Genomic DNA, 19,379 nt, shown 5'->3' with positions numbered 1-19,379 from the left:
ATGGGTCAGCGACTTAGTCTGACGAGCAAGCTTAAGCCGATAGGCGTAGGCGCAGCGAAAGCGAGTCTGAACAGGGCGTTCAGTTCGTCGGATTAGACCCGAAACCTGTCGATCTTGCCATGGTCAGGTTGAAAGTGGGGTAACACCCACTGGAGGACCGAACCGGTGTCTGTTGAAAAAGCCTCGGATGAACTGTGGCAAGGGGTGAAAGGCCAACCAAGGCAGGAAATAGCTGGTTCTCCCCGAAATCTATTTAGGTAGAGCCTCGAGTGAATACCCCAGGGGGTAGAGCACTGGATGGGCTAGGGGCCCCCACAGGGTTACCAAACCTAACCAAACTCCGAATACCTGGGAGTACTACTCGGGAGACACACGGCGGGTGCTAACGTCCGTCGTGGAGAGGGAAAAAACCCGGACCGCCAGCTAAGGTCCCTAAATGACAGCTAAGTGGGAAAGGATGTGGGAATCCCATAACAACCAGGATGTTGGCTTAGAAGCAGCCATCATTTAAAGAAAGCGTAACAGCTCACTGGTCTAAATAAGGGTTTCTGCGCCGAAGATGTAACGGGGCTAAAGCTGTCTACCGAAGCTGCGGATGTGCGAAAGCACGTGGTAGGGGAGCGTTCCGTAAGCCTGCGAAGGGTGATCCGCGAGGACACCTGGAGGTATCGGAAGTGCGAATGCTGACATGAGTAACGACAGGAGTGTGAGAAACACTCCCGCCGAAAGTCCAAGGGTTCCTGCGTAAAGTTAATCTGCGCAGGGTTAGCCGGCCCCTAAGGCGAGGGCGAAAGCCGTAGTCGATGGGAACCACGTTAATATTCGTGGGCCAGTGGGTGAGTGACGAATGCCGTGTGTTGTGAGCAGTTACTGGATTCTGCTTGCAGCGAAGGTGTTCCTGGAAATAGCCCCCACATAGACCGTACCCGAAACCGACACAGGTGGACTGGTAGAGAATACCAAGGCGCTTGAGCGAAGTGTGCTGAAGGAACTCGGCAAATTACCTGCGTAACTTCGGGAGAAGCAGGCCATCTATCTGGGCAACCAGGTGGGTGGGGCACAGACCAGGGGGTTGCGACTGTTTAGCAAAAACACAGGGCTATGCTAAGTCAAACGACGACGTATATGGCCTGACGCCTGCCCGGTGCTGGAAGGTTAAGAGGAGAAGTGCAAGCTTTGAATCGAAGCCCCAGTAAACGGCGGCCGTAACTATAACGGTCCTAAGGTAGCGAAATTCCTTGTCGGGTAAGTTCCGACCTGCACGAATGGCGTAACGACTTCCCCACTGTCTCCAGCACATCCTCAGTGAAATTGAACTCCCCGTGAAGATGCGGGGTACCTGCGGTTAGACGGAAAGACCCCGTGCACCTTTACTGCAACTTTGCACTGGCAATCGTGTTTGCATGTGTAGAATAGGTGGTAGGCTATGAAGCAGAGGCGCCAGCTTTTGTGGAGCCGCAATGTGAAATACCACCCTTGTGAACATGGTTGTCTAACCGCGGACCGTTATCCGGTTCCGGGACATTGCATGGTGGGCAGTTTGACTGGGGCGGTCGCCTCCCAAATAGTAACGGAGGCGCGCGATGGTGGGCTCAGGTTGGTCGGAAATCAACCGTCGAGTGCAATGGCATAAGCCTGCCTGACTGCGAGACTGACGAGTCGAGCAGAGACGAAAGTCGGTCATAGTGATCCGGTGGTCCCGCGTGGAAGGGCCATCGCTCAACGGATAAAAGGTACGCCGGGGATAACAGGCTGATGACGCCCAAGAGTCCATATCGACGGCGTCGTTTGGCACCTCGATGTCGGCTCATCACATCCTGGGGCTGGAGCAGGTCCCAAGGGTACGGCTGTTCGCCGTTTAAAGTGGTACGTGAGCTGGGTTCAGAACGTCGTGAGACAGTTCGGTCCCTATCTGCCGTGGGTGTCGGAGAATTGAGAGGATCTAACCTTAGTACGAGAGGACCGGGTTGGACGCACCTCTGGTGGACCTGTTGTCGTGCCAACGGCACAGCAGGGTAGCTATGTGCGGACGGGATAACCGCTGAAAGCATCTAAGCGGGAAACCCACCTCGAAACAAGTTCTCCCTTGAGAGCCGTGGAAGACCACCACGTTGATAGGCCGGGTGTGTAAGTGCAGCAATGCATTGAGCTTACCGGTACTAATAGCTCGATCGGCTTGATTGCTCTCATTAAGCAATGCTCATCATTGCGCTCGAGAGCTGCCAGTTAGCGAGGCTTCGGCCACGCATGGCGCCGAGCGCTAAGGGGCGCGCGCCCCTGATGAGCGTGAGAACACGGAAAGACCAGAATTCATCACATCTTTGCTGACCTGGTGGCTATGGCGGGGCGGCTGCACCCGATCCCATTCCGAACTCGGCCGTGAAACGCCCCAGCGCCGATGGTACTTCGTCTCAAGACGCGGGAGAGTAGGTCGTTGCCAGGTCTGCCAAGATGTGATGAAACAAATTCTATCGAGATCTCCTCCTTCCGGGAGCACAACGGGCCGTCGAGGTTTCGATGGCCCGTTTTGCGTCCGGGCATGGTGATGAAGAACATCGGGATGGTGACGCGGGGTGGAGCAGCCCGGTAGCTCGTCAGGCTCATAACCTGAAGGTCATAGGTTCAAATCCTATCCCCGCAACCAAATTTTAAGTCTACGAAACATAGACTTACAGATTAGCCCCAGTGCCTCGCGCGCTGGGGCTTTTTGCTTTTGGCTGCCGGATGGGGATCCTCGCATTTTGCTGTTGAGCGGCGGCGCAGCCACTCGACGATGCTCGAAGGACATGTTGCGGTCAGCACTTCGGCTCGAATGCGAAATAACCATGCGCACACTGAGCTCTTGATAGATGCCCGCGTTCCAATCATGATGATGCCCGGGTAATCCACCATGTCATGCCAGTGCTCAGTTTTCCTCGCTCAGCAAGGGGGGCCGTCGCCGTGCATAAGCTCCGGATTCTTTCGCTTCTCATCTTCGTTCTTCCTGCGTTGTCGATTGCGCCCGCCGGCGCCAACGCCCAGAGTTTCTTCTCCTTCTTCTGGGAGGGCGGCTCGCGCGAGGTCGTCAGCTTCGATCCTCGCCAAGCGCCCGGCCAGATCATCGTCAGTTTCGGGGATCGGCGGCTGTATTGGATCCAGCGCCCGGGCGTAGCGATCAGCTATCCCATTGCCGTGCCGCGCGAGCAAAGCCGCTGGCAGGGCGTGACGCATGTCTCCGATAAGCGGCACAATCCTAGCTGGACGCCAACGGCAGAAATGCGCCGCGAGAATCCGCGTCTACCCGCGTACGTCCCCGGTGGGCACCCGATGAACCCGCTTGGGGTGCGCGCGCTCTATCTCGGCTCGACCATGTATCGAATTCACGGCACGGACGCGCCCTCGACCATTGGCACGGCGGCGTCCAAGGGCTGCATCCGCATGTACAATCGGGATGTATTGGACCTCTATCCGCGCGTGCCGGTCGGCACCCGCGTGACCGTCACGTGGCGGCGGTATCGCGCCTGAACCCGCCATTGCGGATGTCGGCTGCCGACGCCGCCCTGCTTGCGCGCAAGACGCGCGCAGGCATGGCGCTCAGTAGTTCAGAAGATCGCTCGGCCAGCGACGGCCAGGTTAGGTCGATCCGAGCTGCCGCGCCCGCGCTATCCAGCCTTCACGCCGTAGTGCGCGGAGGCTTCTTGGCGCGAGACGTACCCGTTCTCGATGTCCTCGCGGATGGCTGCCTCGGCGCGCTTTGCCGGCTCGCCGTAGCCGCCGCCGCCCGAAGTGACGAGGCGGAAGACATCACCCTTCGCAATGGCCTTGCCTGCGACCTTCGACGGCAGGCGCTCGACCGAACCGTCAGCGTGCTGGAGCTCGGCGAAACTTGCGGCACCTGGCGCACCACCCGCGAGACCATAGGGCTGCGTCTTGAAGCGATCGAAGTTGCAGGAAAGCGTGCCGGCCGGCGCGTCAATGCGGAAGGCGCGAATGAGACCACAGCCGCCGCGCTGCTCGCCCGCACCGCCTGAGTCGGGAACGAGCGTGTAAGCCTCGAACGTCACGGGATATGTGCTCTCGAGCATCTCGACGGGTGCATTCGCGATGTTGTGCAGCCCGCATGAAAAGCCGTTGGCGCCGTCGCCGTCCGGGTGACCGCCCCAGCCGCCGCACGTCAGATCGAAGTAGACCTGCCGCCGCCCATCGGCATGAAAGAGGTTCGTCGCATAGGCATAGCTCACGCCGTAGTAGGCCGCGGGCACGCGCCCGGGAATGGCCTTCGCGAACGCGCCCATGACGGCATTGACGACGCGATGTCCGATCGCCATGCGGTTCGCGACCGGTGCCGGCGAGCGCGCCGTCACGCACAGCCCGTCAGGCGCCACGATCCGCACCGGCTCATAGCAGCCCGCATTCGCAGGGATCTCGCTGCCGATCGACATCAGGATTCCGCAGAAGACCCCCGAGCCCGACATATTGCGCGTGCAGTTGACGGGGCCTTGCACCTGCGGCGAGGAGCCCGAAAAATCGACTTCGACGGTGTCGCCGCGCACCGTGAGCTTCACCGAGATTTTGATCGCCTTGTCGCGCTCGATGCCGTCGTCGTCCGTAAAGTCCTCGAAACTGTACGTGCCGTCCGGGATGTCGCGGATCATGGCGCGCATGGCCATCTCGGACTGTCGGCGGATGCCGCGGCAGGCTTCAGCAAGCCGGTCCGCGCCATAGCGCCGCGTGATGCGATGAAGGCCCTTCACGCCGATGTCGAGTGCAGCGAGCTGCGAGGCGAAATCGCCGCCGACGTTGGCGGGCTCGCGCGTATTGCGCAGCAGAAGCTGGATGACCTCCTTGTTGCGCCGTCCGGCATCATCGAGCCGCATGGGCGGAATACGAAATCCTTCCTGATAGATCTCCGTCGCCCCCGCGTAGTAGCTGCCCGGTGCGCCGCCGCCGACGTCCAGATGGTGCACGAGCACGCCCGCGATGCCGACGAGCCGCCCATCCACGAACGCCGGCTTGAACGTCAGGATGTCATTCAAGTGCTGGCCGCCCGAGTAGGGGTCGTTGGTGATGATGAGATCCCCTTCGCGCCATTCGCTGAGCGGAATGTGATCGCGCAGGATGTCGTCGAGACAACTCGACATGGAGTTGAGATGCACGGGGATGCAGGTCGCCTGTGCGACGCTCTTCCCCTCGGCATCGAACACGCACGTCGAATAGTCGAGCAGGTCGCGCACGACGCTCGAGCGGCTCGTGCGCCAAATGGTGACACCCATTTCTTCGGCGGCAGCGACGAGCGCGTTGCGGATTACTTCGAGTTGGACGACGTCGAGCGCTTTCATGACTGGACTGCGCTCCCTGCGCGCTTCGTTGCGATGAGGTCTCCGGTCGGTGATGGCGCGAGCTCCCACCCCGGCGGGATGAAGTGCGTCGCGTGCGCTTCCTCGATGATTGCGGGACCATCGATTTTCGTATTGGCAGCGAGTCTCGCGCGCTCGTAGATAGCGGCCTCATGCCAGCCGCCGGCGGCGTAGACGGCGCGACGCCCCTTGGGTGCGGCCGATCCCTCGAAAGCAAAGGCGTGCTCGCCCGGCTTCTTGAGCTTTCCCGTGGCCGCAATACGCACGGCGACGATCTCGGGTGTCACGTGAGCCTCCGAGTGCGCGTATTGCGCCTCGTGCACCTCGTGGAAGCGCGCAATGGAGGATACGAGAGCTGCCTCGGGCGATCCCGTCGACCAATCGAACGGCACCTGGATCTCGTAGGCCTGGCCGGGATAACGCATATCGAGAGCGATCGGCAGAAGCTGCTCGGGAGCTGCAATACCGTCGGCGCTCAGCCGCTCAGCGCCCGCACGAGCGAGCTCGGAGCAGATCTCGCGGAGCGCGGGAATGGCCGAGACGTCAGCTTTCATGAGTCGCGCGCGTGCGAGCGCGTGCACCACGTCCGAGTAGAGCATTCCCCAGGCGCTGAGCGTGCCCGGATCGCGCGGGAAGACGACGCGGCCAATGCCGATTTCGTCGGCCGTATCGCAGGCATGGAGGCCGCTCGCGCCGCCGAACGAGAGCAGCGTGAAATCCTCGGGATCGAGCCCCTTTTCGAAGAGCGAGAGGCGAATGGCGCCGGCCATATGCGAGACCGCGACGCGCAGAATGCCTTCCGCCGCCTCCTCGGGCGCAAGTGACAAGCGCTCCGCCACACGCGTGCTCACGGCTGTCCGCGCGGCGGCTGCATCGAGGCGCATGGCGCCGCCCAGAAAGAACGCCGGATCAATGCGGCCGAGCACGACATTCGCGTCCGTCACCGTCGGCTCGGTACCGCCGCGGCTGTAGCAGGCAGGACCCGGCTTGGCGCCGGCACTTTCAGGGCCGACGCGCAGGCGCCCGCTCTCTTCCACGAGCGCAATGGATCCGCCGCCCGAGCCGATGGTTCGGATCTCGATCATGGGCAGCCGCACGGGCAGGCCATCGACATTGCCTTCCGTGACGAGGCGCGTGCGCCCGCCATTCACGATCGAAACGTCATAGCTCGTGCCGCCCATGTCGACGGCCACGACGTCCGGCATGGCGAGACGCCGCGCGATCGTCTCGGCAGCGAGCGCGCCGCCGCTTGGCCCCGACAGCAGCAGGCGCGCCGGCAGCAGCGCCGCCGTCTCCGGGCTCATGACGCCGCCGTTCGATTGCACGAGATAGACCGGCGCTTCGAAGCCGGCGGCTTTCAGTCGCGACCTCAGCCGCTCGAGATAGCGGCGCACGACCGGCATGAGCAGCGCATTGAGCACGGTCGTCGAGGAGCGCTCGAATTCGCGGATCTCGGGGCTCACCTCATGCGAGAGCGAGACATCGAGCTCCGGCGCATATTTCGTCAGCAGCTCGCCGATGCGCTTTTCGTGCTCGGCATTGGCATAGGCATGGAGCAGGCACACGGCGACGCACTGAATGCCGCCGGCCTTAAGCTTCTCCGCGAGGCGTTGGACTTCGGCCTCGTCGATCGGCGTCTCGATTGTGCCTGTCGCAAGCGTCCGCTCTCTGATGCCGAGACGCCAGGCGCGCGGGATCAATATGACCCGCGGCTCGGCCTTGCTCGCATACACCTGCTTGCGGAAATGGCGACCGATCTCGAGTACGTCCTCGAAGCCCGCCGTCGTGATGAGGGCGCCTTTGGGCAGCCGCCGCTGCAGGACGGCGTTGGTCGCGATTGTCGTGCCATGCATGAGCGCCGAGATATCGCTGAAGCGGAAGCCGACGGTCTCTCCGGCGAGGCGCAGCCCGGTGATCAGGCCCTCCGAGGGATCGTCCGGCGTCGTCGGCGTCTTGACGGCGAAGGTCTGGCCCGTTGCCTCGTCCAGGATTTCGATGTCGGTGAAGGTGCCGCCGATGTCGACGGCGATGCGCACGGAGCGCGGCGATGCTGTTGGCTGCATCTTGGGAGCAGGACCTCGATTGCGGATACGCCGCGATCGCGGCCGGGGCCATTCTGCCGGAAAGGATTCACGCTGCGCAACACTGCTCTGCGGGTGCCGCCCTGCACGATTTGCGCCACACGCAATTTCGGGAGCCTGACCGCGTAAGTCACGGAATGTGGAGCGATAATGGCCAGATCGCCCCATCTTCGGCTCATTGAGACCCGTCTTTTGTCTCAAAGGGCGGCTTGATTAGGGGGCAAGCGATTCGTCGCTGGGCCATTCGTCCAACCGGCCGAATCGGCGATGATGGATCGAGGCACTGGAACACGGCGGGCAGCACGTTTGGGAATGAAGTTCGGCAAGGTCTCACTTCTGGTCCTGGGGGTAGCGGCGTCCTTCGCAGGCGCGGGCGGCACGATTGCGCTCGAGCGTCTCGGTCTGCTCGCCGCGTCGCAGGGCCCCGTGCAGTCCGTCGAGAAGCTGCCGGCCGACGCCCCGATCCCGAGCCCCGAAGGCCCCGCTCCGGTCGATCGCTTCATGTATGTGTCGCTCGATGTCGGAACGCTGCGTTTGCCGATGTCGACCGAGGAGACGGCGGCAGTTGCCCCGCTCAGGACGCTCAGTGAGGATCTTCCCTCGCCATGGTCGACGGAGACACGGGCCGAGCGTGTGGTTCCGCTTCTGGAGCCGCCGCGGCTCGCCATCCGGCCGCCGCAAGCATCGGCCTGGACGTCGCCGCGTGCAAGCGCGCCATTGCGCGACTACAGGCTGGCGCGCAGGCTCTCTGAGATTGGGCCGGGCGCGACCCGTCGTCTCTCGGCCCGCTTCGGCACCGCGAAGGTCGCCTGGCCTCCCGCGGAAGTTGCCTTCGTGACGATCAAGGATGAGAAGGTCGTCGAGCTTCACGCACGACCCGAGGGCGGCTCGTGGAAAATGGTTCACCGCTATCCGGTGCTGGCCGCGAGTGGAAAGTCCGGACCGAAGCTGCAGCAGGGAGACAGGCAGGTCCCTGAAGGCGTCTACGGCATCTCGTATCTCAACCCCGCCAGCCGCTATCACGTGTCGCTGCGTGTGAACTATCCAAATACCTTCGATCGCCAGATGGCGACGAAGGACGGCCGTCGCGACCTCGGCGGCGACATCATGTTCCACGGCAAGGCCGTTTCTGCCGGCTGCATTGCCGTTGGTGACGAGGCTGCGGAAGAGCTGTTCGTCCTCGCAGCCGAGGTGGGCTTGCCGAACGTGAAGGTCGTCATTGCACCGAGCGATTTCCGGCGGCGCGGTCTGCCGTCGGCCGATCCAGGGCAGCCCGCGTGGGTGCCAGGCCTCTATACGGAAGTCGCGTCGGCCATGGCGCCGTTCAAAGGACCGCCGAGCCCGAGCCTGCTGTCCTCATTCTTCGGCAATTGAGCGCGGAAACTCGCGGCTTCGATACCGCGTGTCGCTCCCGGGCAGCGGTCTTGCCGCGTCGCTTACTTGCGGCCTGCGCCGGAGGATCGCGCCGGTGCTGCCCGCGTAGTGCGGCTGCCCCGCTTGCTGACGGAGTCCCGCTCGCGCTCCACTTCATCGAAGCGCTTCAGCGACGCGGCCGCCGCGTTCTGGACGTAGGTCGTCAGGCTGCGCGCCGCGAGCTCACCGTCGCGGCGTTCGATGGCATCCATGACGATGGCGAGCTCATGCCCGCTCTCCTCGAGGCGTCCCGGCACTGATATCGCAAGCACACGAACCACATTGATCCGCGCCGTGAGCTTGCGCAGCATGTCGCCGATCAGCTCGTGGTCGACGGCATCCATCATGTGCTCGATGTAGCGCTTCGTCAGCGCAACGATGCGCGGCACCTCTCCGGTCGTTCGCGTAATGCGCAAGTCTTCGTAGATGCCACGGAGCGCTGCGATCTGCTCATCACTCGCCCTCTCCGCAAAGCGGCGCACGAGCGCGGCTTCGAGGAGCGCCCGCACCTCGTAGATCTCGACGATCTGCTTGCGCGTGATGCGCGCCACCACCGGTCCACGGCGCGGTTCGACCTGGATGAGGTGCTCGGCTTCGAGATGGCGCAAGGCCTCACGGATGGAGGTGCGGCTTACGCCCATGCGCTCGCACAGCTCGCGCTCGATGAGGCGATCGCCCGGCTTGAAGTGCCCGGCTATGATCGCGTTGCGAAGACGCTCGAGCACTTGATCGCGCCGCAATGGCGGTAGCTCGGTGAGACGCAGAATATCCCCAGTCATATAACCCTCCAGAGCAATGCGCACTCGCTTGCCCGCAGGCTGGCGGATCGCTCGGCTTCAAGCATGTTTTGCGACGCACAAAAAGGAGCCGCACACTGCCAAAACATTCATCGTAGCTCAAGTTGACATACTAACATCTACCATGGTGTCATCTTGACTGCTGTCATACAAAATGATGACATTGAGGGATGTAAACACCAAGCTTTCCGGGAGAGCGGCCAATGTCGGGCTCAAAAGTGATGGATGAGGTCTCTGCAGATCGCATTCGGGCACACGTCGAGAAAATCGTTACCGAGATCCCCCACCGTGCCGCCGGCAGCGCCAATGGTCGCCGCATGGCCGAATACAGCCGCGATGCCATGAAGGCCAACGGGCTGACCGATGTCGTGATGCACGAGCTGCCGGCCGTCGTCTCATTCCCCGAGCACGCCGAGTTCCGGGTCGAGAGCCCGACCGAGATTGCCATTCAGGCCAATACGCTTGGCCACAGCATCAACACGACCGAGGACGGCCTTCGTGGTGAGATCATCGACGTCGGCGGCGGGGCCTTCTCCGACTACGTCGGAAAGGACGCGCGCGGAAAGATCATCCTCACGGAGCTGTCCTACTCGCCGGCGCGCCACGAGAAGCAGCGCATCGCCGGCATGAAGGGCGCCATCGGCGCCGTCATGATGAACTGGGGGCACCCGGAGAACGAGGCCGTTCCCTTCGGCTCCGTGAAGCCCGTCTGGGGCAACCCGACACCGGACAACGTCAAGACCGAGATGCCGACCATCCCTTGCATCGGCATTGCCCGCACGGCCGGCCTCAAACTGCGCGAGATGGCCAAGAAGGGCCCCGTCAAGGTCTGGTTCCGCACGCACATCGAGAACGGTTGGCGGCCGATCCAGGTCACGATCGCGCGTCTGCCGGCACCGGCCAGCTCGGCGGAGAAGGATGACTTCGTGCTCGTCGGCGGCCACCAGGATAGCTGGCCCGGCGAAGCCGCAACCGACAACGCCGCCGGCAATGCCTGCAAGATGGAGCTCGCGCGCGTCTTCATGCAGCACCGCGACAAGCTCCGGCGCGGCATCACCTTCGGCTTCTGGACGGCGCACGAGACGGGCACGATGGCCGGCTCGGCCTGGTTTGCCGACCGCAACTGGGATGATCTGCGCAAGAACTGCGTTGCCTATCTGCAGATCGACCAGCCGGCGTTCATCGGCACGACACTCTGGAACACCGCTTCCAATGCCGAGCTCAAGGCCTTCCACCAGGGCATCGAAAAGGATCTGCTGACCAAGAAGTTCAAGTGGAAGCGCGCCGTAAAAACGGGCGATTCCAGCTTCTTCGGCATCGGTATTCCGATGTTCCACGGCGAAGGCGGCTTCACCGACGAGGAGCTGGCCGCAACCGCCAACGCAACGCTCGGCTGGTGGCATCACTCCATCGAGAACCGGCTCGACAAGATGGACTGGAAGCACATGCAGGAGCACATCCGGCTCTATGCGGCTTATCTGTGGGAGCTGACGACGGCGCCCGTGCTGCCGTTCCGCTTCGTGCCCGTTGCCGAGCAGGTCATCGCGCGTCTCGAGGAGTTCAAGGAGCCCGGCAAGAGCGTCGGGCTCGATGGCGCCGCCATTCGCGCCAAGGAATTCTACGACGCGGCGGGGCGCATAGATGCTGCAGCGAGCGCCGAAGCCGAGAAGTTCAAGAGCGGCCGCGGCTCCGAGGCAGCAGCGCAGCTTCTCAACCGGGCGATGAAGCGGCTCTCGCGCATTCTCGTGCCCCTGCAGTCGACGGCAATTGGTACGTACGGCCACGATCCGTACGGCTACACGCCGCAGACGACGATGATCCCCTGCCTCTACGATCTCACCGAGCTCTCGAAGCTGCCCGACGGGGAGCAGCGCTGGATGCTCGAGACGAAGATGGTGCGGGCTCGCAACAGGGTCGCCGATGCTCTGCAGGACTCAACTGCGCTGATTGATGATACGCTTGCGCAGATGAAGTAGGGAGCCGCGTCATGGCCCGTCGCATCGTCTACCAGCTCGTCGCGCCCATGGAGAAGACGCTCGGCGTGGCCGAGATGGAGCGGCGGCGCGACTATCTCCAGCGCCATGCAGGAGCCGGCACGCAGATCACCGTGCAAAGCGTGCCGGCCGGCTATCCATCCATCGAGAGTGAGCGCGATGCCGTCATGGTCACGCCGCACCTCATGGCGGGATTGCAGAAGGCCGAGGCCGAGGGCGCCAGTGCCGGTATCGTCGGCTGTTTCTCCGATCCAGGTCTCGATGCCATCCGCGAGACCGTCACCATGCCGATCGTCGGGCCTGGCCAATCGGCCGTAACGCTCGCCCTGCAGCTCGGGGAGCGCTACTCGATCCTCTCGCCGCTCGATAGTGGTGCCAAGCGCGCGGCGCCGCGCCTGCGCGCGCAAGGCCTGAGCGAGCGCCTGGCTTCCGTGCGTGGCGTGGGCGTTTCGGTTGTCGATCTCGCGCGCGGCGGGAACGATGCCTGGGATCGCATTGTCGCGACCGGTCGGCGGTGCATCGACGAAGACGGCGCTGACGTGCTCGTCATGGGCTGCATGAGCATGGCCTTCATGGGCGTCGAGCGCGAGCTCTCGCAGCGGCTGTCGGCGCCTGTCGTGAGCCCCGTGCTCGCGGCGTTGAAGACCGCCGAGACGTTGCTCGATCTCGGCATTGCGCACTCACGGACGGCGTGGCCGCGGCCTCCCGAAAAAACCTACCTTTCATGAACTCTTGAGTTGGAGGGAAAGTTATGAAGCGCAGAACATTCCTCGCGGGGACCGGCGCTGCCGCCGCGACCGTTGTCATCGGGTCACCCATCGCGCTCGCTCAGCGCCAGCCCAATGAAATGATCTGGGCCGATCAGCTCCCCGGCAACCTGGATCCTCACGCCCTCTTCGATGTACCGATGCAGGGCTACATGTCCAACGTGTACGACACGCTCTATGCGTACGAGGGCAATCCGCCGAGGCTCGTGCCCTGGCTCGCGACCGGCCACACGGTGAGCGAGGACGGCCTGACCTGGACATTCAAGCTCAATGACAACGTCAAGTTCCACGATGGCAGCCCGCTCACCGCTGAAGATGTGGTGTGGAGCTTCGCGCGCCTCCTCACTCTGAAGCGCGGCGCCGCTTCTGCCTTCCTGCCCGTCCTCGATCCCTCCAATGTCACTGCGCCGGACAAGACGACAGTCGTCTTCAAGCTCAAGCATCCTTATGTGCCGTTCCTCTCGGCAATCCCGCTCGTCGCGGTCCTCAATCGCCGCGTGATCGAGCCGAACGTGAAGGACAACGACTGGGGCACGGCGTGGCTCTCGTCCAATTCGGCGGGATCCGGCGTCTACGTTCTCGATGCGGAGACGTACCGTCCCGTCCAGCAGGCCGATCTCAAGCGCAATCCCAATCACTTCAAGGGCTGGGGGCACAACGCGAAGCCCGTCGAGGTCGTACGCCGCCGCAATATTCTCGAGACCACGACGCGCATCAACGCGCTGATCAAAGGCGAGATCGACGCCACCGACAGCTACCTGCCGACCGATCAGGTCGAGCGCGTCATGAAGTCGAAGACCGCGACGGTGTCGCAGGATCAGTCCATGCGCGTCATGGTTCTGCGCATGAACAACCGCAAGGCGCCCTTCGACAACGTCAGCTATCGCCAGGCGCTGAGCTACGCCTTCAACTACAAGGGTTTCATCAGCGGCGTGCTCAAGGACTATGCCGTCCGCAACGCGGGGCCGACCCCCGCCAATCTCTGGGGCGCGCCCAAGGACCTGACGCCGTACGAGTACAATCTGGACAAGGCCAAAGAGCTGCTCGCCAAGGCCAAGGCCGAGGGGGCGCCGATCGACCGCCCGATCGAGATCCATATCCAGCAGCACTTGGCGCAGACGACGCAGGCCGCACAGATCCTTCAGCAGGACCTGCGCCGCATTGGCGTCACGCTCAACATCGTGCCGAACCTCTGGCCGCAGCTCGTCGCCTCGACGGCGAAGCCCGAGACGACGCCCGACATGTGGGTGCACTGGGTATCGACCTACTTCGTCGACCCCGAGAACTGGATCGGCCAGATGTACGACAGCTCCTTCCACGGCACGTGGAAGGCTTCCTGCTGGTACAAGAACGAGAAGGTCGACAGCCTTCTGCGCGACGGGCGCCGCCTCTCGGATCAGGCCAAGCGCACGGCGCTCTACGAGGAGGCTTCGCGCATCGTCGTCGCCGAAGCTGCCGACATCTGGATCTACAATACGATCGAGCTGCGGGGCCTCTCCAACCGCGTGAAGGGCTTCCAGTTCACGCCTGTGGGATCGGGTGCCAACTTCCGCATCATCTCGCTGACGGGCTGATGCGGGCCAAACTCGGAGTATCAGACGAGCGATGACGCGGTTCATCCTGGGCCGGCTTTTGCTGGCGCTTCCGGCTCTGTTCGGACTGCTCGTGCTCACGTTCATCATGCTGCGCGTGCTGCCGAATGATCCCTCGGCAGCGCTTGCAGGTGAGAACGCGACGACCGAGCAGATCGCGGCCGTACGCAAGGCCTATGGCTTCGATGAGCCGCTCTGGAAGCAGTTCGTCATCTACGTCGGCCAGGTCGCGCGCGCCGATCTCGGCAACTCGATCATCTCGAACCGGCCGGTCGCGAGCGATATCGCCTGGCGGCTGCCGGCAACAATCGAGCTGACGTTCGTATCGCTGTTGTTCGCAGCCATAGTGGGCATACCACTCGGGACCATGGCGGCTGTCTGGCACAACTCGCCATTCGATCACGCCATGCGAATAATAACCGTCGGCGGGCTCGCGATAGCCTCCTTCTGGTTCGCGATCATCCTGCAGATCGTATTCTCCATGGATCTTGGCTGGCTGCCGCTCCGAAGCCGCTATCCAGACGGCGTGCCGCCGCCGACCGACATTACTGGCCTCTATCTGGTGGATAGCCTGCTGACCTTGCGCTTCGATCAGTTCTGGGCCTCCTTCAAGCACATTGTCATGCCGGCTTTCACGCTCTCGCTCGGCGGCCTGGCTTCGATCGCGCGCTTCACACGTGCAGGCGTTCTCGAGACCATGCAGAAGGACTTCGTCCACTACGCCGAAGCGGCGGGCTATGCGAGAAAGCGCATCATCTGGGTGTACGTGCTGCGCAATTCGGTCGTCGCGGCGACGACGCAGATCGGCCTCCTGTTCGGTGCATTGATCTCGAGTGCGGTCGCGGTGGAGGCCATCTTCGACTGGCCGGGTGTCGGCTCCTATGCGGTGAGCGCCATTCTCACGTCGGACTACAAGGCCGTGCTGGCTGTGACGCTGGTCGTCGGCGTGATCTATGCGATCGTGAACATCATCGTGGATGTCGTGCACGCCATGCTCGACCCACGTGTCGCCGAAAACCTCTGAGGGGCCGGCGAAACAATGCTCATTCTCAAGAAATTCCTGCGCGACATTCCGGCGGTGCTGGGGCTGCTGATCATCAGCGTGGTCTGCCTCATTGCCGCGTTCGCGCCGCTCATCGTGGCGGACGCCGATGCCGTGTACTTCGGAAACATCATCGACCGCCTGAAGCCGCCGTCCGCTGAGTTCTGGTTCGGCACGGACAACCTCGGCCGCGATGTCTTTGCGCGCGTCGTCATGGGCACGCGCGGCGCATTGCTCGTCGCGCTGACCGTGGTCACGCTCGCCATTGTCATCGGCGTGCCGGCAGGCCTCTATGCCGGATACACGAACGGCTGGGGCAGCGAGATCATCATGCGCGTCACGGACGTGTTCCTCGCCGTGCCGCAGCTCATTCTCGCGCTCGCCATTGCTCAGCTCATGGGGCGCGGTCTCGAAAGCGCCATGGCGGCGCTGGCACTCACCTACTGGCCGTTCTTCTGCCGCACGGTCTATGGCGAGGTCCGGCGTGTGCGCAATGCGCTGTTCGTCGAGGCGCTGCAGGGCCTCGGTGCTTCGACCTCGCGCATTCTCTTCGTGCACGTGCTCCCCAATGTCGCCTCGCCGATCATCGTACGCGCGACGATCGGCATGGGCTTCACGATCCTCACGACCGCCGTGCTCGGCTTTCTTGGCATCGGCGCCGCTCCGCCGAGCCCCGACTGGGGCCTCGCGATCGCCGAGAGCCGTGAGTATCTGCCCGAGTCCTGGTGGGCGGTGACGTTCCCCGGCCTTGCCATCCTGATCACGGTGCTTGGTTTCAACCTGTTCGGCGACGGCTTGCGTGATCTCGTCGATCCTCGGCTGAGGCGCTCGCGATGATGCTCGAAAAGCCAGCTCCCGTACTGGAGATCCGCGACCTCTCCGTCTCGGTCGGCACGGATGAAGGCGAGGCGCGCATTCTCGACAACGCCGGCCTCGCGCTTATGCCGGGCTCGATCCATGGCGTCGTCGGGGAGTCGGGCTGCGGCAAGTCCACGCTCATCCGCGCCATCCTCGGCATTCTGCCGAAGCGTGGCCGCGCGACCCATGGCTCGATCATGCTTGGCGAGCGCAATCTGCTCGGCCTCCCTGCCGACACGCTGCAGAAGGATGTGCGCGGGCGCGCCATCGGCTTCATCCCGCAGGATCCCTTCCAGGCACTCAACCCCGTCTTTCGTGTCGGCACACAGCTCCTCGAGACGGTCCGAACACCCGGTGACAGCAAGGCGACGCGCGAGACCAAGAAGGCGCACGTCATTTCGCTGCTCAAGGCCGTGCAGCTTCCCGATGCCGAGCACGCGCTGGACCGCTATCCGCACCAGTTCTCGGGCGGCCAGCGCCAACGCCTTCTGATCGCTGCCGCCCTCGCCTCCGCACCCGGCATCATCCTCGCGGATGAGCCTACGACGGCGCTCGACGTGACGACACAGCTCCAGATCCTGAAGCTGCTGCGCGGTCTCGCCATCGAGCGTGGGCTCTCCATGATCTTCGTGACGCACGATTTTGGTGTCGTCGCGCAGCTCTGCGATACGGTGACGGTCATGTACGCCGGCCAGACCGTGGAGTCGGGCCCGGTCGCGCAGGTCCTGAAGGCACCCTTCCATCCTTACACGCAGATGCTGCTCGCCTGTCATCCCGAGCGCGCGAAGGAGCTTGCCGGCATTCCCGGTGCCGTGCCCTCGCCATTGAGGCCCCCGCAAGGCTGCCGCTTCAATCCGCGCTGCCCGAGTGCGCGCCCCGCGTGCAGCGCCGGCCAGCCGCCGCGCGTCGCGCCTCAGCCGGGACATGCCGTGCGCTGCGTCCTGCATCTCGATGAGGCCGCGGCATGAGCGGGAACGACGCAGCGTTGCTGGAAATCGAGGATCTCGTCACCGAGTTCGGTGGCGCGAAGGCTTTCCTCGGCAAGCCTCAGCGGATCGTGCGTGCCGTCGATGGCGTGAGCCTGCAACTCAAGCCCGGGCAGGCGCTGGGGCTCGTCGGCGAATCCGGCTGCGGCAAGACGACGATCGCCAAGACCGCGCTGGGGCTCGTGCGCGAGAAGTCCGGCACCATGCGCCTCGATGGCCGCGTGGTCTCGGGCCTCGCGCCCAAGGAGGCGCGCCGCGCACGCGCGACGGTCCAGTACGTGCACCAGGATCCCGGCGCCGCCCTCGATCCCTGGTGGAGCATTGGCCACGCACTCGACGAAACGCTGCGCATTCACGGCATCAGCGACAAGGGCGAGCGCACCACACGCATCGACGAGATGCTACGTGCCGTCGGACTCGATGCGACTTTCCGCACGCGCTATCCGCACGAGCTTTCCGGCGGCCAGCAGCGCCGCGTCGGGCTCGCGCGCATTCTCGTCTTGCGCCCGCGCATTGTCATTCTCGACGAGCCGACCTCCGGCCTCGATCTCTCCGTGCAGGCGACCGTGCTTGGCGTCATCGACGAGCTGCGCCAGCGCTTTGGCCTCACGTACCTCTTCGTGAGCCACGATCTCTCGGTCGTCGAGCGCATGTGCGAGGAAGTCGCGATCATGTATCTCGGCCGCATTGTCGAGATCGGCCCAACCAAAGAGATCTTCGCGCGACCGCAGCATCCTTACACGCGCGCCCTGCTGGCCGCCGCGCCACGGCTCGAGCCGGGATCACTCAACGACACACCGGCTCTGCCTGGTGACCCGCCTTCACCGACCAATCTGGTTTCCGGCTGCACATTCCGCCCGCGCTGCGCGTTCGCTGCGCCCAAGTGCGCCGAGGCGCGGCCGCCGCTCAGGTCGGTCGGCGAACGACATTCGGCCGCCTGTGTGCGGCTCGAGGAGACCGGGGCAGATACCCCGGCTTGAGTAGGAGCGAGGAAACGGCCATGGCACGCATCGCAGTCGGTGGCTTCCACCACGAAACCAACACCTTCGTCACGCCGCCGACGGACTACGCCTATTTCTGCAGCCATCGCGACCGCCCGCCGCTCGTGCGCCGCGTCGACGTGTTGAAATGGCTGAGCGGCATTTCGTTCGCGCTCTCGGGTTTCCTCGAGGTCATGGATAAGGAGCACGAGATCGTGCCGCTGCTGTGGACCAGTGGCGGCGCGGGCGGCATGGTGACGCGCGATGCCTATGAGCGCATCGCCGCCGAGCTCGTGGCTGAGCTTTCGCAGCAGATGCCCGTCGATGCGATCTACCTCGACCTGCACGGCGCCATGGTGAGCGAGGACTTCGAGGATGGCGAGGGCGAGCTGCTTCGCCGCATTCGTGCGTGCGTCGGCCCCGACATGCCGATCGCCATCAGCCTCGATTACCACGCCAACGTCACGCACGAGATCACGGACTACACCGATGCGGTCTCGGCTTATCTCACCTATCCGCACGTCGACCGCCCCGAGACGGGTGTGCGTGCTGCCCGCACCATGCAGCATGTGCTGAAGCACGGCCGCACGCCAGGCCGCGCACTTCGCAAGATGCCCTTCCTCATTCCGCTGCACAGCCAGTGCACGATGGTCGAGCCCTCGAGCGGCATCATCGAGCTGACCCAGCGGCTCGAGAAGCAGGACGGCGTCATCAGCGTGGCCTATCTCGCGGGCTTCCCGCCCTCCGACCTCTATCAGTGTGGCCCGTGCATCGTCGTGCACGCAACGACGCAGGAGATCGCCGATCGCGTCGCCGACGAGGCCGCGCGCACCATCGTGCTCAAGGAGCCGGAATTCGCGGTGCCCGTGCTTTCACCAGCCGAGGCGGTGGCGCGGGCGAAGCAAATTGCCGCGAACGCGAGCCGTCCGGTCCTTATTGCGGACACGCAGGACAATCCCGGTGCCGGCGGCAGCGCCGACACCACGGGCCTGCTCTTCGCGCTGGTCGAGGGCAAGGCCGAAGGCGCGGTGCTCGGCTATCTCTGCGACGCGGAGGCTGCCAAGGCCGCGCACGCGGCCGGCAAAGGCGCGCAGATCACGCTCAAGCTCGGCGGGCGCAGCGGTCCCGAGGGCGTCGTGCCCTTTGAGGGGACCTTCCGCGTCGAAGCGCTCGGCAACGGGAAATTCCGCACGTCGGGCCCGGTTTCGGGCAATCGCGACATCGATCTCGGGCCCATGGCGCTGCTCGCCATCGGCGGCGTGAAGGTCGCCGTGACGACGAAGCGAATGCAGGCGCTCGATCAGGCGCCGTTCCGCCATCTCGGCATCGAGCCCAAGGATCAGAAGATCCTCGGTCTCAAGAGCACGGTGCATTTCCGCGGCGACTTCCAGCCGATCGCTGAAGACGTGCTCGTCTGCATCGCGCCCGGTGGGCACCTCGCCGACTCGGCGAGGTATCCCTACCAGCGCCTGCGTTCCGGCGTGCGGCTCATGCCGCTCGGGCCGGACTCACGCGGGCCGCGCGGGCGCTGAG

At 63.9% G+C, this 19,379-nt stretch carries 13 protein-coding genes, 1 tRNA gene and 2 rRNA genes (1 of these 16 cut by a window edge); 13 read left to right on the top strand and 3 right to left on the bottom strand.

Going from position 1 to position 19,379, the window contains the following annotated elements; all coding sequences use genetic code 11:
* The 4 genes from CS1BSM3_RS26925 to CS1BSM3_RS26910 all read left to right on the top strand — a co-directional run.
* Positions 1 to 2,184, top strand: a 23S ribosomal RNA gene (locus CS1BSM3_RS26925) (it extends 615 nt beyond the left edge of the window).
* 144 nt (positions 2,185 to 2,328) lie between these two features.
* A 5S ribosomal RNA gene (gene rrf, locus CS1BSM3_RS26920) occupies positions 2,329 to 2,443 on the top strand.
* Positions 2,444 to 2,567: 124 nt separating this feature from the next.
* Positions 2,568 to 2,644: transfer RNA gene (locus CS1BSM3_RS26915), tRNA-Met, on the top strand.
* 296 nt (positions 2,645 to 2,940) lie between these two features.
* On the top strand, positions 2,941 to 3,504 hold the full coding sequence (locus CS1BSM3_RS26910) for a L,D-transpeptidase (RefSeq protein WP_244540622.1): 564 nt from the start codon (positions 2,941 to 2,943) through the stop codon (positions 3,502 to 3,504).
* Between the two features lie 137 nt (positions 3,505 to 3,641).
* Here CS1BSM3_RS26910 and CS1BSM3_RS26905 read toward each other — a convergent pair whose 3' ends face one another.
* Positions 3,642 to 5,318: a hydantoinase B/oxoprolinase family protein gene (locus tag CS1BSM3_RS26905; RefSeq protein WP_072393381.1), complete on the bottom strand. Its 1,677-nt coding sequence runs from the start codon at positions 5,316 to 5,318 to the stop codon at positions 3,642 to 3,644.
* Positions 5,315 to 7,399 carry a hydantoinase/oxoprolinase family protein gene (locus CS1BSM3_RS26900; protein ID WP_072393378.1) on the bottom strand — a complete coding sequence of 695 codons (2,085 nt, stop codon included), beginning with the start codon at positions 7,397 to 7,399 and terminating at the stop codon, positions 5,315 to 5,317. The genes CS1BSM3_RS26905 and CS1BSM3_RS26900 overlap by 4 nt, the downstream gene beginning before the upstream one ends.
* A gap of 330 nt (positions 7,400 to 7,729) precedes the next feature.
* On the opposite strand from CS1BSM3_RS26900, the gene CS1BSM3_RS26895 reads away from it, so the two are divergent.
* Positions 7,730 to 8,791, top strand: a complete 1,062-nt coding sequence (locus tag CS1BSM3_RS26895) for a L,D-transpeptidase family protein (protein WP_072393375.1) — start codon at positions 7,730 to 7,732, stop codon at positions 8,789 to 8,791.
* Positions 8,792 to 8,853: 62 nt separating this feature from the next.
* Here CS1BSM3_RS26895 and CS1BSM3_RS26890 read toward each other — a convergent pair whose 3' ends face one another.
* Positions 8,854 to 9,609 (bottom strand): GntR family transcriptional regulator, encoded by a 756-nt coding sequence (locus CS1BSM3_RS26890; protein ID WP_072393372.1) that lies wholly within the window; start codon positions 9,607 to 9,609, stop codon positions 8,854 to 8,856.
* Between the two features lie 221 nt (positions 9,610 to 9,830).
* Between CS1BSM3_RS26890 and CS1BSM3_RS26885 the strand changes: the two genes are divergently transcribed.
* The 8 genes from CS1BSM3_RS26885 to CS1BSM3_RS26850 are packed head-to-tail and all read left to right on the top strand — an operon-like array spanning position 9,831 to position 19,378.
* The gene (locus CS1BSM3_RS26885; RefSeq protein ID WP_072393369.1) at positions 9,831 to 11,603 is read left to right on the top strand and encodes a M28 family peptidase; all 1,773 of its coding nucleotides are present in this window, start codon (positions 9,831 to 9,833) and stop codon (positions 11,601 to 11,603) included.
* 11 nt (positions 11,604 to 11,614) lie between these two features.
* Positions 11,615 to 12,349 (top strand): aspartate/glutamate racemase family protein, encoded by a 735-nt coding sequence (locus CS1BSM3_RS26880; protein WP_072393366.1) that lies wholly within the window; start codon positions 11,615 to 11,617, stop codon positions 12,347 to 12,349.
* Between the two features lie 23 nt (positions 12,350 to 12,372).
* Positions 12,373 to 13,962 carry an ABC transporter substrate-binding protein gene (locus CS1BSM3_RS26875; RefSeq protein WP_072393363.1) on the top strand — a complete coding sequence of 530 codons (1,590 nt, stop codon included), beginning with the start codon at positions 12,373 to 12,375 and terminating at the stop codon, positions 13,960 to 13,962.
* Positions 13,963 to 13,993: 31 nt separating this feature from the next.
* Entirely contained in the window at positions 13,994 to 15,004 is a 1,011-nt protein-coding gene (locus CS1BSM3_RS26870; RefSeq protein ID WP_072393360.1) for an ABC transporter permease, read from the top strand.
* Between the two features lie 15 nt (positions 15,005 to 15,019).
* On the top strand, positions 15,020 to 15,859 hold the full coding sequence (locus tag CS1BSM3_RS26865) for an ABC transporter permease (protein WP_072393357.1): 840 nt from the start codon (positions 15,020 to 15,022) through the stop codon (positions 15,857 to 15,859).
* Positions 15,856 to 16,848 (top strand): ABC transporter ATP-binding protein, encoded by a 993-nt coding sequence (locus CS1BSM3_RS26860; RefSeq protein WP_210188834.1) that lies wholly within the window; start codon positions 15,856 to 15,858, stop codon positions 16,846 to 16,848. Before CS1BSM3_RS26865 ends, CS1BSM3_RS26860 begins: the two co-directional genes overlap by 4 nt.
* Entirely contained in the window at positions 16,845 to 17,846 is a 1,002-nt protein-coding gene (locus tag CS1BSM3_RS26855) for an ABC transporter ATP-binding protein (RefSeq protein ID WP_072393354.1), read from the top strand. Before CS1BSM3_RS26860 ends, CS1BSM3_RS26855 begins: the two co-directional genes overlap by 4 nt.
* Positions 17,847 to 17,866: 20 nt before the next feature.
* Positions 17,867 to 19,378, top strand: a complete 1,512-nt coding sequence (locus CS1BSM3_RS26850) for a M81 family metallopeptidase (RefSeq protein WP_072393351.1) — start codon at positions 17,867 to 17,869, stop codon at positions 19,376 to 19,378.
* Position 19,379 lies beyond the last annotated feature (1 nt).

The sequence above is a fragment of the Hyphomicrobium sp. CS1BSMeth3 genome (assembly GCF_900117415.1).
Lineage (GTDB): Bacteria > Pseudomonadota > Alphaproteobacteria > Rhizobiales > Hyphomicrobiaceae.
This window is presented reverse-complemented; position numbering and strand designations above follow the sequence as displayed.